The sequence below is a fragment of the Pseudomonas sp. R2-7-07 genome (assembly GCF_003852355.1).
Classification (GTDB): Bacteria; Pseudomonadota; Gammaproteobacteria; order Pseudomonadales; family Pseudomonadaceae; genus Aquipseudomonas.
Window position 1 is genome coordinate 3,101,663 of record NZ_CP027759.1, and the last position, 26,471, is coordinate 3,128,133.

22 protein-coding genes are annotated in these 26,471 nt (G+C 63.2%); 16 read left to right on the forward strand and 6 right to left on the reverse strand.

The window, feature by feature from the left end; all coding sequences use genetic code 11:
- Positions 1 to 33 precede the first annotated feature (33 nt).
- The 5 genes from C4J86_RS14125 to C4J86_RS14145 are packed head-to-tail and all read right to left on the reverse strand — an operon-like array spanning position 34 to position 4,449.
- On the reverse strand, positions 34 to 804 hold the full coding sequence (locus tag C4J86_RS14125) for an ABC transporter permease (RefSeq protein WP_124370843.1): 771 nt from the start codon (positions 802 to 804) through the stop codon (positions 34 to 36).
- The gene (locus C4J86_RS14130; RefSeq protein ID WP_124370844.1) at positions 801 to 2,000 is read right to left on the reverse strand and encodes an ABC transporter substrate-binding protein; all 1,200 of its coding nucleotides are present in this window, start codon (positions 1,998 to 2,000) and stop codon (positions 801 to 803) included. The genes C4J86_RS14125 and C4J86_RS14130 overlap by 4 nt, the downstream gene beginning before the upstream one ends.
- Positions 1,987 to 2,790: an ABC transporter ATP-binding protein gene (locus C4J86_RS14135; protein ID WP_124370845.1), complete on the reverse strand. Its 804-nt coding sequence runs from the start codon at positions 2,788 to 2,790 to the stop codon at positions 1,987 to 1,989. The genes C4J86_RS14130 and C4J86_RS14135 overlap by 14 nt, the downstream gene beginning before the upstream one ends.
- The gene (locus C4J86_RS14140) at positions 2,787 to 3,848 is read right to left on the reverse strand and encodes an acyl-CoA dehydrogenase family protein (RefSeq protein ID WP_124370846.1); all 1,062 of its coding nucleotides are present in this window, start codon (positions 3,846 to 3,848) and stop codon (positions 2,787 to 2,789) included. Before C4J86_RS14140 ends, C4J86_RS14135 begins: the two co-directional genes overlap by 4 nt.
- Positions 3,849 to 3,888: 40 nt before the next feature.
- A complete protein-coding gene (locus C4J86_RS14145; RefSeq protein ID WP_124363028.1) occupies positions 3,889 to 4,449 on the reverse strand; it encodes a carboxymuconolactone decarboxylase family protein in 561 nt (186 codons plus the stop codon).
- A 102-nt stretch (positions 4,450 to 4,551) separates the two neighbouring features.
- Between C4J86_RS14145 and C4J86_RS14150 the strand changes: the two genes are divergently transcribed.
- The gene (locus tag C4J86_RS14150) at positions 4,552 to 5,454 is read left to right on the forward strand and encodes an AraC family transcriptional regulator (RefSeq protein ID WP_124370847.1); all 903 of its coding nucleotides are present in this window, start codon (positions 4,552 to 4,554) and stop codon (positions 5,452 to 5,454) included.
- Here the strand turns inward: C4J86_RS14150 and C4J86_RS14155 are convergent.
- Positions 5,451 to 6,362, reverse strand: coding sequence for a LysR family transcriptional regulator (locus tag C4J86_RS14155; RefSeq protein ID WP_124370848.1), 912 nt, complete (start codon positions 6,360 to 6,362; stop codon positions 5,451 to 5,453). The two genes, C4J86_RS14150 and C4J86_RS14155, sit on opposite strands and share 4 nt — an antisense overlap.
- Before the next feature lie 112 nt (positions 6,363 to 6,474).
- Between C4J86_RS14155 and C4J86_RS14160 the strand changes: the two genes are divergently transcribed.
- The 15 genes from C4J86_RS14160 (at position 6,475) to C4J86_RS14235 (ending at position 26,439) form a co-directional block, all read left to right on the forward strand.
- Positions 6,475 to 7,470 (forward strand): aldo/keto reductase, encoded by a 996-nt coding sequence (locus tag C4J86_RS14160; RefSeq protein ID WP_124370849.1) that lies wholly within the window; start codon positions 6,475 to 6,477, stop codon positions 7,468 to 7,470.
- Between the two features lie 132 nt (positions 7,471 to 7,602).
- Complete coding sequence (locus C4J86_RS14165) at positions 7,603 to 9,597, forward strand: methyl-accepting chemotaxis protein (protein ID WP_124367195.1); 1,995 nt, start codon at positions 7,603 to 7,605, stop codon at positions 9,595 to 9,597.
- Positions 9,598 to 9,685: 88 nt separating this feature from the next.
- A complete protein-coding gene (locus tag C4J86_RS14170; protein WP_124370850.1) occupies positions 9,686 to 10,150 on the forward strand; it encodes an SRPBCC family protein in 465 nt (154 codons plus the stop codon).
- A 78-nt stretch (positions 10,151 to 10,228) separates the two neighbouring features.
- Positions 10,229 to 11,230 carry an alpha/beta fold hydrolase gene (locus C4J86_RS14175; protein WP_124370851.1) on the forward strand — a complete coding sequence of 334 codons (1,002 nt, stop codon included), beginning with the start codon at positions 10,229 to 10,231 and terminating at the stop codon, positions 11,228 to 11,230.
- A gap of 20 nt (positions 11,231 to 11,250) precedes the next feature.
- The gene (locus C4J86_RS14180) at positions 11,251 to 12,204 is read left to right on the forward strand and encodes a D-2-hydroxyacid dehydrogenase family protein (RefSeq protein WP_124370852.1); all 954 of its coding nucleotides are present in this window, start codon (positions 11,251 to 11,253) and stop codon (positions 12,202 to 12,204) included.
- A 503-nt stretch (positions 12,205 to 12,707) separates the two neighbouring features.
- Positions 12,708 to 14,264 (forward strand): glycogen synthase GlgA, encoded by a 1,557-nt coding sequence (gene glgA / locus C4J86_RS14190; RefSeq protein ID WP_124370854.1) that lies wholly within the window; start codon positions 12,708 to 12,710, stop codon positions 14,262 to 14,264.
- Between the two features lie 19 nt (positions 14,265 to 14,283).
- The gene (gene treZ, locus C4J86_RS14195; protein WP_124370855.1) at positions 14,284 to 16,029 is read left to right on the forward strand and encodes a malto-oligosyltrehalose trehalohydrolase; all 1,746 of its coding nucleotides are present in this window, start codon (positions 14,284 to 14,286) and stop codon (positions 16,027 to 16,029) included.
- Positions 16,026 to 18,110, forward strand: a complete 2,085-nt coding sequence (gene malQ / locus C4J86_RS14200; protein ID WP_124370856.1) for a 4-alpha-glucanotransferase — start codon at positions 16,026 to 16,028, stop codon at positions 18,108 to 18,110. Before treZ ends, malQ begins: the two co-directional genes overlap by 4 nt.
- Positions 18,107 to 20,857, forward strand: coding sequence for a malto-oligosyltrehalose synthase (locus C4J86_RS14205; protein WP_124370857.1), 2,751 nt, complete (start codon positions 18,107 to 18,109; stop codon positions 20,855 to 20,857). The genes malQ and C4J86_RS14205 overlap by 4 nt, the downstream gene beginning before the upstream one ends.
- A 23-nt stretch (positions 20,858 to 20,880) precedes the next feature.
- On the forward strand, positions 20,881 to 21,150 hold the full coding sequence (locus tag C4J86_RS14210; RefSeq protein ID WP_124363040.1) for a DUF2934 domain-containing protein: 270 nt from the start codon (positions 20,881 to 20,883) through the stop codon (positions 21,148 to 21,150).
- Positions 21,151 to 21,272: 122 nt separating this feature from the next.
- On the forward strand, positions 21,273 to 23,432 hold the full coding sequence (gene glgX / locus C4J86_RS14215; RefSeq protein ID WP_124363041.1) for a glycogen debranching protein GlgX: 2,160 nt from the start codon (positions 21,273 to 21,275) through the stop codon (positions 23,430 to 23,432).
- 1 nt (position 23,433) lies between these two features.
- Positions 23,434 to 24,432, forward strand: a complete 999-nt coding sequence (locus C4J86_RS14220) for an acyl-CoA dehydrogenase family protein (protein WP_124370858.1) — start codon at positions 23,434 to 23,436, stop codon at positions 24,430 to 24,432.
- Positions 24,429 to 25,187: a PIG-L deacetylase family protein gene (locus C4J86_RS14225; RefSeq protein WP_124370859.1), complete on the forward strand. Its 759-nt coding sequence runs from the start codon at positions 24,429 to 24,431 to the stop codon at positions 25,185 to 25,187. Before C4J86_RS14220 ends, C4J86_RS14225 begins: the two co-directional genes overlap by 4 nt.
- Entirely contained in the window at positions 25,184 to 25,783 is a 600-nt protein-coding gene (locus C4J86_RS14230) for an SAM-dependent methyltransferase (protein WP_124370860.1), read from the forward strand. Before C4J86_RS14225 ends, C4J86_RS14230 begins: the two co-directional genes overlap by 4 nt.
- Positions 25,780 to 26,439, forward strand: a complete 660-nt coding sequence (locus C4J86_RS14235) for a glycosyltransferase family 2 protein (protein ID WP_124370861.1) — start codon at positions 25,780 to 25,782, stop codon at positions 26,437 to 26,439. The genes C4J86_RS14230 and C4J86_RS14235 overlap by 4 nt, the downstream gene beginning before the upstream one ends.
- Positions 26,440 to 26,471: the final 32 nt, after the last annotated feature.

Sequence of the window (26,471 nt, forward strand, 5' to 3'; positions counted from 1 at the left end):
GCTGCCGGCGAGACGCTCACCCTGGAAAAACCGCTACCCCCCATGCACCCAGCGCTGATGCAGCCACCGCGCCAACGCGTCCAGCGCAAACCCCAGCAGCCCGATCAGCAACACCATCGCCATCAGTTCCGAATACGCCAGCCGGTCACGGGTATCGAGGATGTAATACCCAAGCCCCGCACTGACCCCAAGCATCTCGCACGGCACCAGCACAATCCACAGAATGCCGATGGCCAGGCGCACGCCCGTCAACACATGCCCCACCACGCCCGGAATGATCACCCGTCGCAACGTCTCCCAGCGCGTCGCGCTCAAGCTCTTGCTCAATTGCAGCCAGCGCGGGTCGAGCTGGCGCACGCCCGCCGCCGTGTTGAGCATGATCGGCCACACGGCGGCGAACGCCAGCAGGAAATAGATCGGCTGGTCCCCTACCCCCATCAGCATCACCACGATCGGCATCCAGGACAGGGGCGAGATCATCCGCAAAAACTGGAAGGCCGGCGTGGTCGCCGCCTCCAGGTTGCGTGAACTGCCTACCAATAAGCCCAGCGGCACCCCCACCAGCAAGGCCAGGAACAGCCCGACGAAGATGCGCTTGAGGCTCACCGCGATGTGCACATACACCTCACCGCGCCCGAGCAATTCCCACAGGCTGCTGAAGGTCGCCGCCAGGGAAAAGCGCGCCGACAGGCCGTCCGCCACGCCAAACAGTTCTACCCCCAGCCACCACAACACCAACAATCCGGCCAGGCCGCCGAACCCGAGCAACCAGCCCGGCCACGCGCCGGTTTTTCCGTTGTTCAAACGCCAATCTCCTCATGCCGCGCGTAACCGTCGGGCAAGCCGAAGGTCTGCATGCCGCCGACGGCCTCGATGGCGTTGCGCACAAAGCGGTCGTCCACCAGGTCCTTGGCAACGAACGCCGGGTCGAGGTCGGCGAGAAATCGCTTGTCGCCTTCGATCAAGGTGTCTTTGAGGCGGCGCACCAGTTCTTCGGTGTAGCTGGGGAATGGGTAAGGTTGGAAGTCGATGCGGTGCTCGTCCCAGTTGCCGTGCTGGATCGCGCCATCGGCCAGGTACCCGGCGCGATCGGCGGCGGCAGGCGCGAGCACCTTGCTCAATACCGGTTCGGCATGCGGCGTGTAGCGGTTCGGGCCGTCCTTGGACAGCAGCTTCACCGCCTCTTCGCGATGGTCACGGGTCCAGACCTGGGCCTTGACGATGGCGTTCACCACTTTCTGCGACCATTCAGGACGGTTGGTCAGGTCATGTTCGTGCATGAACACCACGCAGCAGGCATGGTTGCGCCATATGTCGCCGGTAAAGCGCTGCACCCGGCCGACCTTGAGGTTCTCGGCCAGGGCGTTGAACGGCTCGGCGACGATGTAACCGTCGATGCGCTTGCTGGCCAATGCCGGCGGCATGTCCGACGGCGGCAGCACGATCAGGTTGACTTCATTGGCGCCAATCGCACCGCCCGCCGCGCGTGCCACCGGCGTCAGCCCGTTATCGCGGAACAACTGCTGCACCACCACGTTATGAATCGAATACCAGAACGGAATCGCCACCGACTTGCCGCCCAGCTGCTTCACGTCGGTGATCCCCGGCGCCACGGTCAGGCCCGAACCGCCGACGTGGTTCCACGCAACCACTTTGGCCGGCACCTTGCTGGCATAGCGCGCCCACACGGTCATGGGCGACAACAGGTGAATTACGTTGACCTGGCCCGAGATGAACGCTTCGATCACCTGGGCCCAGCTGCGCAGCAACACCGGGCGTTCAGCCTTGATGCCCTCGGCTTCGAACAGCCCATTATTGTGCGCGACCAACAGCGGCGTGGCGTCGGTGATCGGCAGGTAGCCGATGCGCACCGGCGCGTCGGGCTCACTGGCGGCGCGCGCCTGCAGGCTGCTGAGCAACGGCAAGGCACCAGCGGCGCTGAGCACCGCCGAGAGTTTGAGAAAATCGCGACGCGAGTGGGTCAGGTCATCCAGACACATGGCTAAACTCCAGCAGATCAAGGGGGTTGGGTTGAGGGCGGCTCGCCTGCCGTAGGGTTTTAAGAATGTCGATGCGCAGCGCGCCAATGGCTTCGACCTGGTCCTCACGCGGTTGCGGCAAGTCGATTTGCCACTCGCCCAACGTGCGCGCAGGGCGGTTGCCCAGCAGCAGGATGCGGTCAGACAGCAGCAAGGCTTCGTCGATGTCGTGGGTGATCAGCACGGCCGCCGAGCCCTGTTCGCGATTGACCTTGAGCAACAGGTGCTGCATGTCCGCGCGGGTCACTTCATCGAGGGCGCCGAAGGGCTCGTCCAGCAGCAACACCTGTGGCTGGCGGGCCAGGCAGCGGGCCAATGCGGTGCGCTGGGCCATGCCGCCGGACAGCTGCGCGGGAAATTGGTGGCGGGCGTGTTCCAGGCCGACAGCGGCGATCGCATGCTCCACACGCTGGCGGCGCTGTTCATTGTCCAAGTGCGGTTGCCGGGCGAAATCCAGGCCGAAGGCGACGTTCTTTTCCAGGTTCAGCCACGGCAGCAGGCTCGGGTCCTGAAACGCCACCGCCACCCGAGGATGCGGGCCATTCAAAGGCTCCCCCAGCACGCGTACGCTGCCGCCCTGGGGCGCCTGCAAACCGGCCAGCACACGTAACAGACTGGACTTGCCCACGCCGCTGGGGCCGAGGATCGACACCACTTCGCCGGGCTGCAACTGCAGGTCGAAGCCTTCCAACACCGGGCCACTGGCATACCCCAGGCAAACGCCCTGCGCCGTCAATACCGCCGGGTTCATAGGTTGGCCTGGCGGTGCAATTCGGTGCGCAGTTGCACCAGGCTGGGCGTGACGATGGGCACAAACGCCGATTCACGCCAGCGCCGGGCAAAGCCGCTGCCGTGGGCGGTGAGGTAGGCCTTGCCGCCGCTGGCCTGCAATTCCAGCTGCACAGCGCTGGCGGCGGTTTCAGCCAGGGCAATGCGCAGCTTGAACAACGGCACCGGTTCAGCGGCGAATCGTCCGGCCAGCAGACCGTTCTTGAGTTCGTTGACCAGGTGATCGAGGGTCACGCGCAGCGCTTCGAGTTCTTCGCGCAATACGGTGCGCGAAGCGCCCAAATGATGAGCCACCTCCGCCAGGGAGCGGCGCGCCAGCCCGATCGACAGGCCGCATTGCAAACCCAGGAACGCCGGGCGCACGGCGGGCAGGAACTGGCGCGCGTCCTCATGCAATAACCAGTCGCGGCTCAGCTCCACGCCTTCCAGGCCGAGGGCAGCGGTATTGCTCGACTGCAGCCCGAGCAACTCCAGGTCGCGGGAGCGCTGCAAGCCGGCCACTGAATCCGGAATCGCCAGGATAAACGGCGCGCCGCCAGCCGCGTGTTCAACGGCCGCAGCGGCGACGAAGCCGCTCTTGCGCAGGTTGGTCACCCAATGCAGGCGACCGTTGAGGGTCCAGCCGTGGTCGTTGGGTTCGGCGCTGATCTGCAGCGTCTCGATGCCGGACAGGAACTTCATCGCATTCGACAGCCCGGTGGCACCGGCCAGCTTGCCGCTGAGCAAGTCCGGCAGCAGTTGCTCGCGCAGCGGCGCGTTGGGGCTCTGCAGCAGGTATTCGATAAACGAGCGTTGGCCCCAGCAGACGAACGCCGCCGCCAGGGAATGGCTGGCGATATTGGCGATGGCCTCCACGGCCCCGGCCACGTCGCCGCCCAGGCCACCCAGGGCTTTGGGCACGCCAACGCGCAACACATTGGCCTCTGCCAGCCGTGGCAGCACTTCCTGTGGATCGCAACTGCCCACGTCCAGGGCCTGCGCTTGAACATCGAGCCAACGGCTCAAGATTGGGTCAAGCATGTACGTTTCTCCTTGTTCCTACAGGTGGACCATCGCCGGTTCAGCTTGCCGGTTTTTCCCAACGGTATTGCGCCAGCTCCGGGTTCAGCGGCGTGCGCGCAAACACATTAGCGAAATTGCACAGCGTGGCCAGGCTGACGCCCAGGATCACTTCCAGCGCATGCCCGTCGCTGTAGCCGGCGGCGCGGAACGCGTCATAGCCTGCATCGCTGACATCGCCACGGGTAGCGATCACTTCGCGGGTGAACGCGGCGAGTGTCTCATAGCGCGCATTGGGCAACTCACCGCGCTGGCGCAGCGCGTCAATCACGTCTTCGGGCAGTTTGGCTTTGTTACGCGCGACGGCGGTGTGCCCGGCCACGCAAAAATCGCAACCGTGCTGGGTGGCAGCGATCAGTTGCACCACTTCGCGGTCAGCCAGGCTCAGTTCCGACTTGGCATTCAGGCCGGAAACGGTGATGTAGGTTTCCAACGCGGCCGGAGCATTGGCCAGCACGGCGAGCAGATTGGGTATGAACCCTGAGCCTTTCAGCGCGTTTTCCAGAAAGGGCCTGGCGGCTTGCGGCGCGGTTTCAAGGGTGAGCAGCGGTACGCGGGACATGGAGTGGTCTCCTCATGGGTGAATGACTCCAGTCTGTTGGTTATAAAAAAACCGCTCAATAGGCTAAAGTAGCGATTACTTGCTCTAGAGTCTTTTCATTAGATGAATTCGTCCAGCGCGCTCGTCGATTGGTTATTAGACAGCCTTGAACTCAACACTAGCCTGTTCCACGTCGGCCGCTATTGCGGCGACTGGCACGCGAGCACCCATGGGCTGGCCAGGGCGAGTTTTCATTTGATTGTGCAAGGCGAATGCTGGCTGCACATCCACGGCCAGCCTGCGCAGTACCTGAACAACGGCGATGCGGTATTCCTGCTGCGCGACCTGGAATATCGGCTGTCCGGTGCAGACACTGCGCAGGGCGCGCAGGAATGCCCGCGCCGCCCGATGCTGGCGCTCGACAACAACGCCACGGACGGTGTGGGTCTTGTCTGCGGCTTCTTTCATTTCCAGTCCGGGCTGTCGGCGATGATCGTCGACAACCTGCCCGCCTGGATTATCCTGCGCGCCGGCGACCCGTCGTTGACTGCCGCGCGCAATCTGTTCGAACTGATCCTGCAAGAGTGCGAGCGCCAGCCGGCGCCCTCCTCGGCCATGCTCGAACGGCTGTGCCATCTGTTGTTTTTGTATGTGCTGCGTCAACAAGTGCTGGATAACCGCGAATTGGGCGGTCTGGCGGCACTCGCTCGGCACCCGGCATTTTCCAATTTGTTGGAACAGCTGATTGCACGCCCGGCCGAAAACTGGACGCTGGAGAGCATGGCCGCCTGCACCGGGCTGTCACGCTCGGCGTTTTTCAAGCGTTTCAATGAACTGTGCGGACAATCACCCGGCCAGGTGTTGTTGATGATGCGCATGCGCCACGCCTGCCAGTTGTTCAAGGCAGACCAGACCGTGGCCGATGCATCGCTGGCGGTGGGCTATCAATCGGTGGCGGCGTTTACCCGCGCCTTTCATAAAGTCACCGGGCAACAACCGGGCGCCTACCGCCGCGCGCAAAGCTAGCGCCGCAAGCCATTGCCCGGCGCGGCGCACAGCTGCACCAGCCAATCGACAAACACGCGCACCCGCAGGGACAGCTGACGATGCGGCGGGTACAGCGCAGTCAGCGCCATGGTCGGCACCGCCACTTGCGGCAATACCTCCACCAACGTGCCCTCGGCCAGTTGCTCCATGGCGTGATAATGCGGCGCCTGGATCAGCCCGTAGCCGGCTTCACAGGCGGCGAAATACCCATCGGAGCTGTTTACCGCGACCAGCTTCGCCAAGTTGACCGTGCGCAGTTCGGTGCCGAGCTGGAATTCAAGGCCAAAGCGCTTGCCGCTGGCGCTGGAGACGTACTCGATCATCTGATGCCGGGCCAGGTCGTCCAGGCTGGTGGGCACACCCATGCGCTGCAGGTACGCGGGGCTGGCCAGGGTCAACTGGTCCATCATCGCCAGCGGTCGCGCCACCAGCGATTCGTCCAACGCCAGGCCACCGCGCAGCACGCAATCGACCCCTTCGCGGATCAAGTCCACCGGGCGATCATTGAGTCCGATATCCAGCTCGATCTGCGGGTACAGCGCGGTGAACGTCGGCAGCGCCGGAATCACGATCAGACGGCCAATGCCCGACGGCATATCGATGCTCAGCCTGCCTCGCGGGTTTTGCCGGCGCGAGGAAAACACCGCCTCGGTTTCCTCCAGGTCCGTGAGCAACTGCACGCAGCGCTCGTAGTACGCCGCACCGTCGAGGGTCGGGTTGACCTGGCGCGTGGTGCGTTGCAGCAGTTGCACACCGAGGTGTGCCTCCAGTTGCTTGATCAGCACGGTCACCGAGGCGCGCGGCAGTTGCAGGCTGTCCGCCGCCTTGGCGAACCCGCCCAACTCCACAATCCGGGTGAAAACGCGCATGGCATTGAAACGGTCCACGGTGAGCCTCTGAGGATTATTAAGAATTTCCAAATAGTGATAGTGCTTTTAGCCGGTTTATCCAGGTTTTGTCGAGGGCGACAATAGGCGCCTTCATCCAAGGAGCTGAACCATGCGCACTCGTCAACTCGGTAAGAACGGCCCACACGTCTCCGCCATCGGCCTCGGCTGCATGGGCATGAGCGACTTCTATACCCCCGGCCTCGACACCACGCAAGCCATCGCCACCCTGCACCGCGCCCTTGAACTGGGGGTCAACTTCCTCGATACCGCCGACATGTACGGCCCCCACACCAACGAACAGTTGATCGGCAGGGCCATCGCCGGCAAGCGCGATCAGGTGTTCCTCGCCAGCAAGTTCGGCATCCTGCGCGATCCGGCGAACCCGGCGCTGCGCGGTGTGAATGGGCGCCCCGAGTACGTTCGCACGTCCATCGACGGCACGCTGCAACGCCTGGGCATTGAAACCCTGGACCTGTACTACCAGCACCGCATCGATCCCGAGGTGGCCATCGAAGAAACCGTCGGCGCCATGGCCGAGTTGGTGCAACAGGGCAAGGTGCGCTACCTGGGCCTGAGCGAAGCGTCTGCCGCCACGTTGGAACGGGCGCATAAGGTCCACCCCATCAGCGCCTTGCAAAGCGAATACTCACTGTGGAGCCGCGAGCAGGAAGACAACGGCTGCCTCGCCGCCTGCCAACGGCTGGGCATCGCCTTCGTGCCTTACAGCCCGTTGGGCCGGGGCTTTCTGACCGGCGCACTGAAAAGCCCGGAAGATTTCGGCGCTGACGACTACCGGCGATTCAACCCGCGTTTCCAGGGCGAGAATTTTTCGAAAAACCTGCAACTGGTCAAACAGGTGCAGGCGCTGGCGGCGGATAAAGGCATCACGGCGGGCCAACTGGCGCTGGCCTGGGTATTGGCGCAGGGCGACTACATCGTACCGATCCCAGGCACCAAGCAGCGCAAATATCTGGAAGAGAACGTGGCGGCCGTGTCGATCAGCCTGACGCCGACTGAAGTGTCGGCGCTGGCAGCGATCTTCCCGGCGCACGCAACCGCCGGCATGCGTTACCCCGAGGACGTGATGTCGATGCTCAATATCTGACCTGGCGGCGCCGCTCGACGGCGTCGGCACTTTCTTACACACACCTACCTAAAGCTCCTACCGTCCAAGCCGATAGCCCTACGAAGCTCTAACAAAGCCGCGCCGACAATAACGCTTCGTAAGGACGATCCCATGCCCCCACTGCGCTCCATCCAAGCTCGCTATACCCTGTTCCTGGTGCTGTTCGTCCTGGTGTTATTGGTGTTGACTGTCGTGGGTATCGGCCAGTTGGTCGCACCCAAGCTGCAATACACCGAAGAACAGGTGGTACTCAATCGCATCGGCGAAGTGGCCGAACAGATCCAGGGCGAACTGAACAAGGTTCAGGCCCAGCAACGCACCATCACGCAAACGATTCCGCTGCTCGACAGCGACGCCATCGACAAGGTCCTGCCCGGCCTGGTTGATCAATACGGCGAGCTGAAAGTATTCGGCGGCGGTATCTGGCCGCTGCCCAACCAGCGCACGCCTGGGCGTAACAAACACAGCACGTTCTGGCACCGTGACGCCTCGGGCAAGTTGGCGGTCAACACCTTCTGGAATAGTGACCCCGCGCCCAACTATTACGACCAGAGCTGGTACAAGGGCGGCCTCGCCTCGCCCCGTGGCCAATGCGCCTGGGCCGCCGCCTACAAGGACGACGCCAGCCAGGAGCCGCGCACCAACTGCGCCATGGCGATCCAGCGTGACGGCGCCGCCTATGGCGTGGCGACCATCGACGTGACCCTGGGCTTCTTCAATGACCTGGTGGCCAGCAAGGAAAAAGACATCGGCGGGCAAATGCTGATCGTCGAGGGCGACGGCAAGATTATCAGCAACAGCTCGCGCATCAGCAGCCCGGTGGTGTTGAAGAACATCAGCGAACTGACCGGCACCTCGGCCTTTGCCGCCCAGGTCAGCAAAGCCCTTGCCCATCGTGACCAGGCCTTGCAACGCAGCGAGTTTGACAACCAGGGCGTGGCCAGCACGTTCTACATGCGCCCGATCGAGGGCACCCCGTGGTTCCTGGCGACCGCCCTGCCCACCTCGCTGATCACCGCCCAGCGCAATGACGTGCTCGGCAGCCTGGCGTTGCTGCAAATCCCGATGGTGATCCTGCTGGTGCTGCTCGCGGCGTATGCCATTCGCCAGTTGGTACAGCGCATGAAAGCGCTCAAGGGCAATATCGACGCGCTGTCTGCCGGCGACGCCGACCTCACGCGACGCATCACCATCCGCGCCGAAGACGAACTGGGCGCTATCGGTCACTCGGTGAACCACTTTATCGTCTACCTGCAAAACATGATCGGCGAAGTGACCCAGGCCACCGGCGCCATGGCCTCGGGTCTTGCGCAGCTGCAGCAGACCTCGGCGCACACCAACCAGATCCTGGTGCGCCACGCTTCAGAAACCGACCAGACGGTGACCGCCATCACCGAAATGAGCTCCACCGCCGACACCGTCGCGCAAAACGCCGCTGAAACCGCAGCGTTCACCCAGCGCGCCAACGAACACGCCGACCGTTCCCGGGTGGTGGTGGGCGAAGCGTCCACCAGTGTCAGCGCCTTGATCGGTGAGGTCGCCAGCGCGACCCACACCGTTGAGAACATGCGCCAGGACGCCGCACGTATCACCGAAACCCTCGGCGTGATCGGCGCCATCGCCGGTCAGACCAACCTGTTGGCGCTTAACGCCGCAATTGAAGCGGCGCGGGCCGGTGAACAAGGCCGCGGTTTTGCCGTAGTGGCCGATGAAGTACGTGCACTCGCCGCACGCACCCAGGCCAGCACCTCGCAGATCAACGAGATGCTGGCGCGCTTGACCACCGGCGTAAGCTCATCGGTCACCGCCATGGAAAACACCCAGGCCAGCTGCCAGTCGGCGGCGGATGCCACCGCGCGGGTGAACAGCGGGCTCGATGAAATGGCCGGTTCGGTCAGCCATATCAACAACCTCAGCACCCAGATCGCGACGGCCGCCGAGCAACAGAGCGCCGTGACCGAAGAGATCAATCGCAGCATGGTACAGATCCGACATATGGTAGAAGAGCTGGTCGAAAGCGGCCATGCCACTGAAACCAATACCCACAGCCTGCTGGAAGCGAATGGCCGAGTGATTGCCTTGATGGGGCGCTTCAAAGTGCGTTGATCCACGCCTGAATACTCCCGTGCAAAGCGCGGGAGTCGGACTATTCTCACAGCTCCTGGTTTAAAACCCGCCACACAGGAGGTGTGTCATGCACGCTATCGAGCATCCGATCCGCGTGGAGCGAATCAGCCAGGAACGGTTCATCCACGCCCCGGTCGAGGCCGTCTACGACTACGTGACCCAACCGGATCGCTGGCACGAATGGCACCCCACCTCCCTCAGCGCCGACACCGGCACCCACGGCTCCCTGCCGACCGGTGCGCGGTTTACCGAAATCATCGACCTGCTGGGTATCCGCGTGCCGCTGAGCTACCGCGTACACATTGCGCGCTGCCCCTTTGAGTTCATGACCGTGTTCACCTCAGTGGTGGTCGACGGTTCCCTGCATTATTGCCTGCAAGCACAGCCTGGCGGCACGCTGTTTACGCGGGTACTGAGCTATGAGACCGAACTGCAACTGGTGACCTTGCATGAGCGCATGATCGAGCTCTCGCGTATCGCGCTGGACCGGCTCAAGCACCGACTGGAAAACGCCAGCGGCTCGACGCAGTAACCCTGCAGCGGGTGTGTTAATCCCCCGTTAATCTCTCCCAAACAGCATCCGGAGCATCTTTTCCCGGAGTTGATGCCCATGCCTTCCATCCGTGACTTATGCGTCGCCGGCCTGCTTACCGCCAGCGCCGCGCCTGTGTTCGCCGCCACCTACGGCCCTGAACTCCAGGGCTTCCAGTACCCCTATCCGGTTGAACGCTTCAACTTCGAGTCCCAAGGTAAAAGCCTGCAGATGGGCTATATGGACGTCCCGGCCAAAGGCAAAGCCAACGGCCGCAGCGTGGTGCTGATGCACGGCAAGAACTTCTGCGGCGCCACCTGGGAAGACTCGATCAAAGCCTTGAGCGACGCCGGTTACCGGGTGATCGCGCCGGACCAGATTGGCTTTTGCACCTCCAGCAAGCCCGAACATTACCAGTACAGCTTCCAGCAACTGGCGCTCAACACCCATCAGTTACTGGAAAAGCTCGGCATTCAAAAAGCCACGCTGCTCGGCCACTCCACCGGCGGTATGCTCGCCACGCGCTATGCCTTGATGTACCCCGAACAAACTGAGCAACTGGCGCTGGTCAACCCCATCGGCCTGGAAGACTGGAAGGCCTTGGGCGTGCCGCACCAAAGCGTTGACCAGTGGTATCAGCGCGAGTTGAAACTGAACGCAGACGGCGTGCGCAAGTACGAGCGCGACACCTATTACGTGGGCCGCTGGAAGCCCGAGTACGAGCGCTGGGTGGACATGCTCGTCGGCCTCAACCAAGGCCCGGGGCATACCCGGGTGGCCTGGAACTCGGCGTTGATTTACGACATGATCTTCACCCAGCCGGTGTACTACGAGTTCAAGGACGTGCAAGCGCCCACCCTGCTGCTGATCGGCACCAGCGACACCACCGCCATCGGCAAAGACCTGGCGCCACCGGATGTGAAAGCCAAGGTCGGCAACTACCAGGTGCTGGGCAAGCAGGTGGCCAAGCTGATTCCCCATGCGACCCTGGTGGAGTTCGACGGCTTGGGCCATGCGCCGCAGATGGAAGAACCGGCGCGGTTTCATCAAGCGCTGTTGCAGGGTTTGAAGGCCCTTTAATCTAAGTGAGGCACGCGTGCATGTCGCTACAGATCGCAGTCATTGATGATTGGCAGCAAGTGGCCGGCAGCGTGGTGGATTGGTCGGTGCTGGCGCCCTTGGGCCAGGTGCACTTTCTCCATGACTACCCCACCGATACCGCCACGATGGCCGAGCGTTTGCGGGCGTTCGACGTTATTTGCGTGATGCGCGAGCGCTCCCTCTTCGACCAGGCCTTACTGCAAGGGCTGCCCAGGCTCAAATTGCTGGTGACCGGTGGCATGCGCAACGCCGCCATCGACATCGCCGCCGCCAAGGCATTGGGTATTCAGGTGTGCGGCACCGACAGCTATAAGCAGGCCGCGCCGGAGCTGACCTGGGCGCTGATCATGGCCTCGACGCGCAACCTGCTGGCCGAAGCCAATTCCCTGCGCGCAGGCGGTTGGCAAGTCGGCCTGGGCGGCGATCTGTATGGCAAGACCCTGGGCATCCTCGGGCTGGGCAGCATCGGGCAAAAAGTCGCACAGTTCGCCCAGGTATTCGGCATGCGCGTGATTGCCTGGAGCGAAAACCTCACGCCGCAACGGGCGGCTGAGTCCGGCGTGACCTGGGTCAGCAAGCGCGAGCTGTTCGAACAGGCTGACATTCTGACCATTCACCTGGTACTCAGCGAGCGCAGTCGCGGCCTGGTCGATGCGCAGGCGTTGAGCTGGATGAAACCCAGTGCCCGGCTGGTGAACACGGCACGCGGGCCGATTGTGGATGAACAGGCGCTGGTTGAGGCATTGAGCAGCGGGCGACTGGCTGGCGCGGCGCTGGACGTATATAGCCAGGAGCCACTACCGCTTGAACATCCCTTCCGCTCCCTGCCGAATGTGCTGGCAACGCCCCATGTCGGTTATGTGAGCGAACAGAACTACCGGCAGTTCTATCAGCAGATGATCGAAGACATCCAGGCCTGGACGGACGGCGTGCCCATTCGGGTGCTCGGCTGACGCACCGTTTCGGGGCATGACCTTGAATGAAATGACCACGTGGCCGCTGTAGGAGCGAGCTTGCTCGCGAAAAACCCAAGGGCGCCGCGTGCATTCAGGATGCCTGCGTCATCATTGACGTCCTTCGCGAGCAAGCTCGCTCCTACAGGGGCGATGCGCATCCGCAGGCTTAAGGTTAAAAGTTTTTTGTCCTACAAAATTCCCTTTTAAACCCTATGGATGCTGGAATCTGTCCTAGACTGATGACCGATGGGTCCGTTCCAAAACAAAAACCCCGCAAAAAATCGAAACTTTCGAACTCTGCCGCAGGTCCAGTTTTAGGTAAGGCGAACATATCCGGTTCAGGCCGCATGCCCGCCCATCCAAACTTTTTCAGCTAACCGTGCAACTGGCATACGCCTTGCCAGCTTGTATTGCGCTTGTGCGCCTGGCCGCAGGATGCGGTCAATCGGAGCTGATGGCAGCGGGCCATTAGCCGACCAACGAAACAAGGGGAGTGCATTATGATCAGTGCCGCAGTAGTAACTCAGGGAGAGCGTTTTAGTCAGCCGGCAGGGGGGCCTACATCATTGGCCGACCTGCCCAACACTGTGCGGCCGATCGTGAGTAAGAACCCGAATCGAAAGAAAGTGCTGTTTGTTACCTCCGAGTTTGCCGACTTGGTAAAGACCGGTGGCCTGGGCGACGTCTCCGCCGCCCTGCCCCGCGCCATGGCGCACCTGCACGATGTGCGGGTGCTGATTCCCGGTTACCCGCAGGTGATGGAGAGCGACAACCCGATCCATATCGTCGGTGAGCTGGGCGGCCACGCGGCACTGCCACCGTGCAAGATCGGGCGCATGGACCTCAAGGACGGCCTGGTCATCTATGTACTGATCTGCCCCGAGCTGTACGAGCGTGAAGGCACGCCCTACGGCGCCAACAATGGCCGCGACTGGCCGGACAACCATATCCGCTTCGCCCGCCTGGGCCTGGCCGCCGCCGACATGGCCGCCAACCTCGCCCAGATTCACTGGTGCCCGGACCTGGTGCACGCCCACGACTGGCCCGCTGGCCTAGCCCCGGCGTATATGCACTGGCGTGGTTCACGCACACCGACCCTGTTCACCATTCATAACCTCGCCTACCAGGGCGTGGTGAGCCTGGGCTGCACCCCCGAATTGGGCATCCCGCCCCATGCCCTGCAACAGGAAGGCATGGAGTTCTACGGCAAGATGTCGTTCCTCAAGGCCGGCATGGCCTACTCCAGCCACATCACCACGGTCAGCGCCACCTACGCCGAGGAGATCACCACGCCGGAATTCGGCTGTGGCCTTGATGGCTTCCTGGCCAGCAAAACCCAGCAAGGCCTGCTCAGCGGGATTCCCAACGGTATCGACGAAAGCTGGGAAACGTCCACCGACCCCCATCTGACCCATAACTTCAATATTGGTGACTGGGAAGGCAAGGCCATCAACGCCGCCCAAGTGCGCGAGCTGTTCGGCCTGCATGATTCCACCGGCCCGTTGTTCGCCGTGGTGTCGCGCCTGGTCTACCAGAAAGGCTTGGACCTCACCGAAGCGGTCGCCAGCTTCATCGTTGAAAACGGTGGCCAGATCGCGATCATCGGGCGTGGCGAGCCGGAAGAAGAACAGGCCATGCGTGAGCTGGCGCTGCGCTTCCCAGGCCAGGTTGGCGTGCGCATCGGCTTCAACGAGACCGACGCCCGCCGCATGTTCGCCGGCAGCGACTTCCTGCTGATGCCATCGCGCTATGAGCCCTGCGGCCTGAGCCAGATGTATGCCCAGCGTTTCGGCTCGTTGCCGGTAGCGCGCAACACTGGCGGCCTGGCCGACACTATTGAAAACGGCGTCACCGGATTCCTGTTCAACGAATCCACCGTCGACAGCTACAAAGCAGCCCTGGAGCGCGCGTTCAAAGTGTTTTCCTTCCCAGGCCTGCTTAACGCCATGCGCAGCCGCGCCATGACCCAACCCTTTAACTGGTCACAGGCGGTGGAACCCTACGCCGAGCTGTATGAACAACTGGTGGTTAAAGCACTGGGGAAATCGACTAAATAATCAAGAGAGGTCTTCATAGATGCCGTTACGGACTCTGGAAACCTGGCCCCACGGCGCACTGATGCTGGACGCGCAACACACGCGTTTTGCCTTGTGGGCGCCAGACGCGTTTTATGTCAGCGTTGAATTGCAGGACGGGAAATCCATCGCCATGTTGCCCCAGGCAAATGGCTGGTTCGAAGTAGAAGTGGCCTGCCCTGCCGGAACGCTTTACCGCTTCAATATCGACGGCGAACGGGATGTTCCCGACCCCGCCTCCAGGGCCCAGGCGCTGGATGTGCACGGTTGGAGCCGCGTCGTCGACCCGCTCGCGTATGAGTGGCGGCACAGCCACTGGCAAGGCCGCCCCTGGCACGAAGCGGTTATCTACGAACTGCACGTCGGCGCTATGGGCGGTTACGCCGAAGTCGAGAAGCAGCTGCCGCGCCTGGCCGAGCTGGGTGTGACCGCCATCGAACTGATGCCCCTGGCGCAATTCCCCGGTGAGCGCAACTGGGGCTACGACGGGGTACTGCCTTACGCACCTCACTCTACCTATGGCACCCCCGAACAACTCAAGCACTTGATCGACAGTGCCCACGGGCATGGCCTGGCGGTGATCCTCGACGTGGTCTACAACCACTTCGGCCCGGATGGCAATTACCTGGGCCAGTACGCCAAGGGCTTCTTCCAGGAAGACGTGCACACCCCATGGGGCGCGGGGATTGATTTCGAACGCCGTGAAGTACGGGATTTCTTCCTGGATAACGCCTTGATGTGGCTGCTTGAATACCGCTTCGACGGCCTGCGCCTGGATGCGGTGCACGCCATCGACAATCCCGGGTTCCTGCTGGAACTGGCGCAACGGGTGCGCCAGCAGGTCGACACCGGCCGCCACGTGTGGCTGATGCTGGAAAACGAGCTGAACCAGGCAAGCTTGCTCAAACAGGATTTCGACGCGCAATGGAACGATGACTTCCATAACGTGCTGCACGTACTGCTCACCGGCGAAACCGATGCCTACTACAGCGACTTCGCCGAGCAGCCCACCGCCAAACTGGCACGCTGCCTGGGTGAAGGCTTTATCTACCAGGGCCAGCCCACCCGCCACGGCCATGCACGCGGCGAACCCAGTGCGGAGCTGCCGCCAACCGCTTTCGTAGCGTTCTTGCAGAACCACGACCAGATTGGCAACCGCGCCCTGGGCGAACGCTTGCATCAACTATGCTCGCCCCAGGCGTTGAAGGCGGCGACCGCGCTGTTGCTGCTGTCGCCGATGATCCCGCTGATGTTCATGGGCGATGAAGTCAATGCCGCGCAGCCGTTCCTGTTCTTCACCGATCATCACGGGGAGCTGGCGCAGGCCGTCCGTGAGGGCCGACGTAACGAGTTCGCCGATTTCGCCGCGTTTCATGACCCCGAGCAGCGCGAACGGATTCCCGATCCCAACGCAGTGACGACCTTCCTGCAATCGAAGCCGTCCCTGGTCGAAAACGAGCATGCCCAGCTCTATCGCCACTTGCTGGGCCTGCGCCATCAATATGTGGTGCCCCATCTGCCCGGCAGTGTGGCCCTGGGGGCGCAGGTGCTGGCGGACAGCGCCGTGACTGCGCGCTGGCGCCTGGGCGATGGCAGCGTGTTGCAAATCGACCTGAACCTGAGCGCCGAGCCTATCGACCAGCCCGCCTCGCCCCATGTGATCTTTCAAACGCCTGCCGAGCCCGTGGCGCACCTGCCGCCCCTCAGCGCACGCGTGTCCTTATTCCCCGTCGGAGAAGAGTTTTGAGCGAAGCGAACCTGGAACTACTCGCCAGCCGCGCGGGCCTGGCCGTCGATTGGATCGATGCCAACGGTCGCCCGCAACATGTGCAGCCCGACGCCCTGCGCGCCGTGCTAAAAGGGCTGGGGCACCCGGCTGATACCGAGGCCGAGATCGACGCCAGCCTGCGAGAACTGGAGCAGGCCCAGCAGGACAAGCATCTGCCCCCGCTGCTGACCGTCGACAGTGGTGAAGGCCTGGACCTGGCGCGTTTCTTTGCACCCGACACGCCGTGCCGCGTCCATCTGGAAAACGGTGAAACCCTGGAGCTGCGTCTGGACGGGGATGCCGTGCTGCCTGGCGTCATCGCCGTGGGCTACCATCAGGCGCATATTGATGGCCAGACGTTTACCCTCGCAGTTGCACCCGCCCAATGCTATAGCGTGGCCGAAGCGGTCGACACCAACCCCGCCCGCGCCTGGGGCCTGAGCGCCCAGCTCTACTCGTTGCGCCGCTTGGGCGACGGCGGTTTTGGCGACACCCTGGCCCTGGAGCACCTGGCCCGCTCGGCCGCCGAGCGCGGGGCCGACGCCCTGGCGATCAGCCCGATGCATGCCATGTTCAGCGCCGACGCCGAGCGCTACAGCCCTTATTCGCCTTCCAGCCGGTTGTTTCTCAACAGCCTGTATGCCTCGCCGGCCTGCATTTTGGGTGAGCGTGAAGTGCGCAATGCCATCGAAACCGCAGGCCTCGCCGAGGAGCTGCATGAGCTGGAACAGCTCACGCTGATCGACTGGCCCGCCGCCGCCAAGGCCAAGCAACGTCTGCTGCGCGCCCTGTATGAAGATTTCCGCCACGGCCACCATCCGCAACACGCCGATTTCCAGAGCTTTCGCCAGACTGGCGGCGAAGCCCTGGAAAACCACTGCCGTTTCGAAGCCGTGCAAGCGTTGCGCGCCGCCGCCGGCGAAGAGCTCGATTGGCGCCACTGGCCGCAAGACTGGCGTACACCGCAGAGCCCGGCGCTGGTGCAGTTCGCCGAGGAGCACCGCGAGGAGATCGGCTATTTCGCCTTCACCCAATGGCTGATCGTGCGCAGCCTGCAACGTGCGCAACAGGCGGCGCGTGGCAGCGGCATGGGTATCGGCCTGATCGCCGACCTGGCGGTGGGCGCCGACGGCGCCGGCAGCCAGGCCTGGAGTCGCCAGGATGAATTGCTCGCCGACCTGACCGTCGGCGCGCCACCGGACATTCTCAACCGTGCAGGCCAGGGTTGGGGCATTTCCGCGTTTTCCCCCGAGGGCCTCAAACGCAACGGTTTCCGCGCGTTCATTGAAATGCTGCGGGCCAATTTCGCCCACGCGGGCGGCCTGCGCATCGATCATGTGATGGGCCTGCAACGCCTGTGGGTGATCCCGAACGGCGCATCGCCGCGCGAAGGCGCCTACCTGTATTACCCGGTGGACGACATGCTGCGCCTGCTGGCCCTGGAATCCCATCGTCACCAGGCCATTGTGCTCGGTGAAGACTTGGGCACCGTGCCCGACGGCCTGCGCGAAAAACTCAGCAGCCGGGCGATCCTCGGCATGCGCGTGTTGTTGTTCGAGCAAAACCATGAGGGCCAGTTCAGGCCTATCCTCGACTGGCCCGACAACGCCCTGGCCACCACCAGCACCCACGACTTGCCGACCCTCAATGGCTGGTGGCACAGCCGCGACATCGAATGGAATATCCAGCTGGGCCTGATCGACGCGCCAACCGTAGACCAGTGGAGCGAACACCGCCTGCGCGAACGTCAGGCCCTGCGCCAGGCCTTGAGCCAGGACCCGCAGAACTTCGTCGATGAAATCCGCAACGACACCGACCACATGATCGATGCCAGCGTGCGCTACCTCGGCCACACCCGTGCGCCGCTGGTGTTGCTGCCGCTGGAGGATGCGCTGGGCATGGAGGAACAACCCAACCTGCCCGGCACCACCGACACCCACCCCAATTGGCGCCGCCGCCTGCCAGGCGAAGCGTCCAGCCTGCTCGACAATGCCGGCGCCGCGCGCCGCCTCGAGCTGCTGGCCGTCGCGCGCAACCAAGCTTATGAGCGTGACCGATGAAAGCACTGCCCTTGCGCGCTACCCAGCGCCTGCAATTTCATAAAGACTTCACCCTGGATGACGCGGTGCCATTGGTGCCGTATTTCGCCCGACTGGGCATCAGCCACCTGTATGCCTCGCCCCTGCTCAAAGCCCGTGCCGGTTCGATGCACGGCTACGACGTGGTCGACCCCACCCGCGTCAACCCGGAACTGGGCGGCGAGGCGGCACTGCAGCGACTGGTGGCCGCGTTGCGCCAACACGACATGGGCCTGATCCTCGACATCGTCTCCAACCATATGGCCGTCGGCGGTGCCGACAACCCCTGGTGGCTGGACCTGCTGGAATGGGGGCGCTTGAGCCCCTACAGCGAATTCTTCGATATTCAGTGGCACTCCCCGGACCCGCTGCTCAAAGGCCAATTGCTGATGCCGTTCCTTGGCAGCGATTACGGCGAAGCACTGCAGAGCGGCAGCCTGGTGCTGAAGTTTGACGCGGCGCAGGGTGCGTTTTACGTCGAGCACTACGAACACCGCTTCCCGATCTGCCCGCGGGATTACGCCCTGGTGCTTGGCGGCGACGAGGGGCTCAAGCCCTTGGCCGATCGCTTCGCCACCCTGGCTTATCAGGATGACGCCTACGCCGAAGCCGCTCTGCTCAAACAGGCCCTGGCCGAGCGCGCCAATGAACTGCTGCCCGCCATCGAACAGCGCCTCGCCGCGTTCGACGGGCGTACGCCGGAAGGTTTCGCGCGCCTGCATCAACTGCTGGAACAACAAAGCTACCGCCTGGCCAGTTGGCGCACGGCGGCGGACGACATCAACTGGCGCCGTTTCTTCGATGTGAACGAGCTGGGCGGCCTGCGCGTGGAGCGCACGGCGGTGTTCGAGGCCACCCACGGCAAGATTTTCGAGTTGATCAGCGCAGGCTTGATCGACGGCCTGCGCATCGACCACATCGACGGGCTGGCCGACCCGCGCGGTTACTGCCGCAAGCTTCGGCGTCGGGTGGATGCGCTGTCGCCGCAGCGGCATTTGCCGATCTTCGTGGAGAAGATTCTCGGTGAAGGCGAAACCCTGCGCGAAGACTGGCAAGTGGACGGCACCACCGGCTACGAATTCATGAACCAACTGTCGTTGCTGCAACATCATCCGGACGGTTTCGCGCCGCTGGCCGAATTGTGGTCACGCCACAGCGAACGGCCTTCGGCATTTATCGAAGAAGCCCGACTGGCGCGCCAGCAGATTCTCAATGGCTCGTTGGGCGGCGATTTCGAAAGCGTGGCCCAGGCGCTGTTGCAAGTGGCGCGTGACGACGTAATGACCCGCGACCTGACCCTGGGCGCGATCCGTCGCGCCTTGCAGGAACTGATCGTGCACTTCCCGGTGTACCGCACCTATATCAGCGCACGCGGGCGCAGCGCGGCTGACGACAAAGTGTTCCAGCAGGCCATGGACGGCGCGCGCAGCACCCTGAGCGAAGGTGACTGGCCGGTGCTCGATCACCTGGAAAAATGGCTGGGTGGGCAACCCTGGCGCAATCGCCCGCTGGGCCGCGAGCGCAAGATGCTCAAGCATGCCTGCGTGCGTTTCCAGCAACTGACCTCGCCCGCCGCCGCCAAGGCCGTGGAAGACACGGCGTTCTACCGTTCGGCGGTGCTGTTGTCGCGTAACGATGTAGGCTTCAGCACCGAGCAGTTCAGCGCGCCGTTGGCCGATTTTCACGCGGTCAACCAGCAGCGGCTGCGGTGCTTCCCGCACAACCTGCTGGCCACCGCCACCCACGACCATAAACGCGGCGAAGATACCCGCGCCCGTCTGGCGGTGCTGAGTGAGTGCGCTTCCTGGTATGCCGAGCAGGTCGAGCACTGGCGCAGCCTGGCCGCGCCGTTGCGCGACAGCGCCGACAGCCCTTCGGCAGGCGATGAACTGATTCTGTATCAGGTGCTGCTCGGCAGCTGGCCGCTGGAGCCGAACCCCGACCTTGAGGCCTATCAGCAACGCCTGTGGCAATGGCAACAGAAAGCCCTGCGCGAAGCCAAGCTGCAGAGCAGTTGGAGCGCGCCCAACGAGGCCTACGAACAGGGCGTCGAAGCGTTCCTCAAGCGCGTTTTGCTCAGTGAGGCCGGCGCCCCGCTGCGCAGCGCCCTTACCGCTGCAGCCGAGGCGATTGCACCCGCTGGTGCCTTGAACGGGCTGGCGCAGTCTTTGCTTCACCTGAGCGTGCCGGGCGTGCCGGATGTCTATCAAGGCGATGAGTTCTGGGACTTCAGCCTGGTAGACCCGGACAACCGCCGCCCGGTGGACTTCCAGGCGCGGCAACGCGCGTTGGAGGCGCCAGTGGACACCGCTGAACTGTTGGCCAACTGGCGCGACGGGCGTATCAAACAGGCGCTGATCGCACAGGTACTGACCTTGCGCAAGGCTAACCTCGAGCTGTTCAGCGACGGTGCCTACACTGCCCTGGAGGTGGTTGGGCAACAGGCCGAGCACGTCGTCGCCTTCTGCCGCGAACACCAAGGCAACCATGTGCTGGTGGTGGTGCCACGCTGGTCCCGGCGCTTGCTCGAAAATGCGCTGCAGCCGTTGATTCCTGCGCAGGTTTGGGGCGATACGCGGGTGAAATTACCGTTCGCCGCCGCAACGCAAAACTGGAAGGGACTTTTTCAGACGAGCGTAGTCACACCAGACAAGGAGCTGTTGATCAGCGCTGCCCTGGGGGATTTCCCGGTCAATGTCTTTATCAATTCCGATAGTCAAGAAAGCTGAACATTTTCTCTGAGGAGTGTGTGATGAGTAATGAAGACAAACGCATCCGCGAACTAGCGCATCAGATCTGGGAGTCCGAAGGCAAGCCTCACGGTGAAGATGCCCGTCACTGGGAAATGGCGCGCAAGCTGGCCGAAGCCGAGGCGCTGACGCCAAGCAAGCCCAAGCCGGCCGCCAAGCCGAAGACTGCCCCAAAGGCAGCGGCCAAAGCCAAGCCGGCTGAGCCTGCCGCCGCCAAACCGGCGCCAAAGAAGCCCGCCGCGCCGAAAAAGCCCAAACCTCCCGCTCATTGATCGCCGCGCCCCCTGACTGCCTTGCTGTCGGGGGAGCTTTTATCTCTCTACGTCATACGCTGAATAACTGTCAGTACGGCCGCGTTCGGCCCGAAAAAAAGAACCCCTGCAGGAGCAACACCATGAGCAAGCCCGAAAAAGCCTCAACGACGCCGGACCACGAGCCGTCGCGGATTCGTGAAGGTTTGCCCTTCCCTCTTGGCGCCACCTGGGACGGCCTGGGCGTCAACTTCGCGCTGTTTTCGGCCAACGCCACCAAGGTCGAACTGTGCCTGTTCGATGATGCTGGCGAGGTGGAACTGGAGCGCATCGAACTGCCCGAATACACCGACGAGATCTTCCACGGCTACCTGCCCGACGCCCACCCCGGGCTGATCTACGGCTACCGTGTGTATGGTCCCTACGACCCGGCCAACGGCCATCGTTTCAACCACAACAAATTGCTGATCGACCCCTATGCCAAGCAACTGGTGGGCGAACTCAAATGGTCTGAAGCGCTGTTCGGCTACACCATCGGCCACCCCGACGACGACCTCAGCTTCGACGAGCGCGACAGTGCGCCCTTCGTGCCCAAATGCAAGGTCATCGACCCGGCGCACACCTGGGGCAATGACCAGCCGGTGCGCGTGCCGTGGGACCGCACCATTATTTACGAGACCCACCTGCGCGGCATCAGCATGCGCCACCCTTCGGTCGGCGAATCCGTGCGCGGTACCTGCGCCGGGCTGATGGAAGATGACGTGCTCAAGCACATCCGCCAGTTGGGGGTTTCTTCGGTCGAGCTGTTGCCGGTCCACGCCTTCGTCAACGACCAGCATTTGCTGGAAAAAGGCATGACCAACTACTGGGGCTACAACAGCATCGCGTTTTTTGCGCCCGACCCGCGCTACCTGGCCAGCGGCAAGATCGCCGAGTTCAAGGAGATGGTCGCGCACCTGCATGAGCAGAAGCTCGAAGTGATCCTCGATGTGGTCTACAACCACACTGCCGAAGGCAACGAGCGCGGCCCTACCCTGTCGATGCGCGGCATCGACAATGCCTCGTACTACCGGTTGATGCCCGATGACAAGCGCTTCTACATCAATGATTCCGGCACCGGCAACACCCTGGACCTGAGTCACCCCTGCGTGCTGCAGATGGTCACCGACTCCTTGCGTTACTGGGCCACCGAGATGCACGTCGACGGCTTCCGCTTCGACCTTGCGACGATTCTGGGGCGCTACCGCGACGGCTTTGACGAACGTCACAGCTTCCTCGTGGCATGCCGCCAGGACCCGATCCTGCGCCAGCTCAAATTGATCGCCGAACCCTGGGACTGCGGGCCCGGCGGCTATCAGGTGGGCAATTTCCCACCTGGCTGGGCAGAATGGAACGACCGTTTCCGCGATACCGTGCGTGCCTTCTGGAAAGGCGACGACGGCCAGCTGGCGGACTTCGCCGGGCGCATGACGGCATCGGGCGAGATGTTCAACCACCGTGGGCGCCGACCTTACAGCTCGGTGAACTTCATCACCGCCCACGATGGTTTTACCCTGCACGACCTGGTGTCGTACAACGACAAGCACAACGAAGCCAACGACGAAAACAACCAGGACGGCAGCAACAACAACCTGTCGTGGAACCATGGCGTCGAAGGCCCTACCGACGATCCGGAAATCAACGAGCTGCGCCTGCGCCAGATGCGCAACTTCTTCGCCACCCTGCTGCTGGCCCAAGGCACGCCGATGATCGTGGCTGGCGATGAATTCGCCCGCACCCAGCACGGCAACAACAATGCCTACTGCCAGGACAGCGAAATCGGTTGGGTCAACTGGGACCTGGACGACGACGGAAAGGCGCTGCTCAAGTTCGTCAAACGCCTGATCAAGTTGCGCCTGGCGTACCCGATCCTGCGTCGCGGGCGCTTCCTGGTCGGCGACTACAACGAAGACATCGGCGTCAAAGACGTCACCTGGCTGGCGCCGGATGGCAATGAAATGACCACTGAGCAGTGGGAAGACAGCAACGGTCGTTGCCTGGGCATGCTGATGGATGGCCGCGCCCAGGAGACTGGGATTCGGCGTGCTGGCGCCGATGCCACTCTGTTGCTGGTGGTGAATGCCCATCACGATATGGTCAATTTCCGCCTGCCACCGGTACCCCAGGGCGAGTTCTGGAATTGCCTGCTCGATACCAACGACCCTGCGGTGCGTGGCCAGGAGCGCTTTGACTTCGAGCACGAGTACGCTGCCACCGGCCGCTCGCTGCTACTGTTTGAGCTGCAACACGACGACGAGGTGTGAGATGGCGTTGCACGGATTCCTTTCCGGCTACCGGGGCTATGCGGACACGCAAGCCCTGGGTAAGGCCTTGAAGGACCTTCAGGAAGAAGGCCTGGACCAACTGCCGTTGCCCGGCAGCGGCCAGACGCTTTCGCGCTATAGCGGGCTGGCGCAAGTCGCCGGCCATGACCTGCGCCTGTGCAAGCTGTTCGAAGGCCACACCGATGCGCTGGCGATCATTGCTGAACTCGACAGCCCGCTGCCGCCCTTGGGCAGCATCTGGGGAATGTGGGCCGCCGAGCCGCCGAGCGCCAAGGTGCGCGTGCGGCGCGACGGCCAGCGCTTGATCGTCGACGGGCGTAAAGCCTGGTGTTCAGGCGCGTCCGTGGTTTCGCACGGGTTGTTGACCGCGTGGGACGAGGAAGATCGTCAGCAACTGGTGGCCGTGGAAATGGACCAGCCGGGCGTCAGGGTAACGGATGAAGGTTGGGATGCGGTGGGCATGGCCGCCACCGGCAGCGTCGAGATCGTCTTCAGCGAGGCCCGGGGCCTCGCAGTCGGCGGGCCCGGCGACTATCTGGCGCGCCCGGGCTTCTGGCACGGCGGCATCGGCATTGCGGCGTGCTGGTATGGCGCGGCGCAGCGCCTGGCCGAAGTGCTGCGCGAGCAGTGCAGCAAGCACCCTGAGCCGCATGCCCTGGCCCACCTCGGCGCGGTGGACAGTGCATTGAACAGCGCAGCCTGCGTGCTGCGCGCCAGTGCCGAGCAGATCGACCGGGCGCCGACCGCCGATGCCCGGTTGCTGGCCCAGCAAGTTCGCGCGTGCGTCGAGGAAACCGTCGAGCAGGTGATCCAGCATGTCGGCCGTGGCGTAGGCGCGGGGCCTTACTGCAAGGACCCGCACTTCGCCCAATTAATGGCGGACTTGCCGGTGTACGTGCGCCAAAGCCACGCCGAACGCGACTTGGCCGCCCTGGGCATGCAGGTCGCCGGCGAACCTTCAGGGAGGTGGCAGTTATGAAACCCAACCCGATTGTCGGCCAAGGCACCTCCCTACATTACTGGCAAACCTCGTCGCGCCTGGCTGAACTGCCGCACATCAGCGTTGAGCAACTGGTACCCGAGGGGCATCGTGCGGTCATCATCGCCCCGCACCCGGACGATGAAGTGCTTGGCTGCGGCGGTTTGCTGCAAGGCCTGGCCGACCTGGGCCGGCCCATTCAGTTGATCTCGGTCACCGACGGCAGCGCCAGCCATCCAGGCTCGCAACGCTGGCCGGTGCGACGCCTGAGCGTGGTGCGCCCCCAGGAGTCGGCCCAGGCCCTGCATCGCCTGGGCTTGCCGATGCACAGTCTGAAGTGGCTGCGCGCCGGGTTCACCGACAGCAAAGTTGCCGAGCGCGAGGAAGAACTGGCCGTGTTTATCCAGCGCTACCTCAAACCCGGCGACGTGGTGTTCGCCACCTGGCGCGAAGACGGCCATTGCGACCATGAGGCTGTCGGCCGCGCCAGTGCGAAAGCCGCCCAGGCCGTGGGCGCCACCTTGTACGAACTGCCCGTGTGGACCTGGCACTGGGCGACCGCCGAAGACGGCATGGTGCCGTGGGACCGTGCGCGCAAGATCCCTTTGACGCCCGAGCGGGTGGCGCGCAAACGCCATGCCGTCCACGCCTTCGCCAGTCAGCTGGAGGGCGACCCCCAGATCGGCCTGCCACCCGTGCTGGCGCCCTATGTGGTGGAGCGCTTGTTGCAACCTTTTGAAGTGGTGTTCGTTTGAGTGTGACAACCCCCTATTTCGACCAGATGTTCGCTGGCAACGACGAGCCCTGGGCATTTCGCCAACGTTGGTACGAACGGCGCAAGCGCGCCATGACCCTGGCCGTACTGACCCGCGCACGCTACACCTCGATATTCGAACCCGGCTGTGCGAACGGCGAGTTGAGCGCCGAGTTGGCGGCGCGCTGTGATCGCTTGCTGTGCTGTGACACGGCGAGCGCTGCGGTGACGCTGGCCAAGAAGCGGCTCGCGGGGTTTTCCAACGTACAGGTGGAGCAATGCCGGTTGCCCGAACAGTGGCCATCGGGGCAATTCGAGCTGATCGTGTTAAGTGAGCTGTGTTACTACCTTGACGCCGCTGATCTCGAGCGCCTGATTGACCGCTGCCTCGACACCTTGACGGATGGCGGCCAACTGCTGGCGTGCCATTGGCGTCCGCCCATTGAAGGCTGCCCGCAAACTGCTGAACAGGTCCACGCCTTGCTCCAGCAGCGGCTGGGCCTGCATTCGGTAGTGCGCCACCATGAAGAAGATTTCCTGCTCGACCTGTGGGGCCGCGACGGCGCCTCGGTCGCCAGCCTTGAAGGCCTGCGATGATCGGCATTCTGATTCCAGTGCACAACGAAGAAGCGTTGCTGGGCGAGTGCCTGAGGGCTGCACAAGTAGCCGCCCGTCATTCGGATCTGCACGGCGAAGCGGTACAGATCCTGGTGGTGCTCGATAGCTGCAGCGACGGCAGTGAAGCCATTGCCCGCGCGCACGGGGTGCACAGCCTGGCGGTGCAGGCACGGAATGTCGGGCATGCCCGTGGGGTTGGCGCGCAACACCTGCTGAGCCTGGGCGCACGCTGGATCGCCTGCACCGACGCCGACAGCTTCGTTGCTCCGGACTGGCTGGTGGCGCAACTGGCGCTGGGCTGCGGCGCCGTGTGCGGCACCGTGACCGTGGACGCCTGGAGTGCAGACTTCGACGCGGCGGCGCAGATTCGCTATCACCAGGCTTACCAGGCCCGCGACGGGCATCGGCATATCCACGGCGCCAACCTGGGGGTAAGCGCCAGCGCCTATCTGCAGGCAGGTGGTTTTGAACCCCTGGCGTGCCATGAAGATGTGCAGTTGGTGCGCAACCTGGAACGTTGCGGTGCGTCCATCGCCTGGAGCCACAGCCCGCAGGTGATCACCAGCGCACGCCTGGAGTGTCGCGCCCAGGGTGGTTTCGGTGACTATTTGAAGAGCCTGATGCAGGTTTCTTAAAAAGAACCACATTTCTTGTCTATGCTTATAAC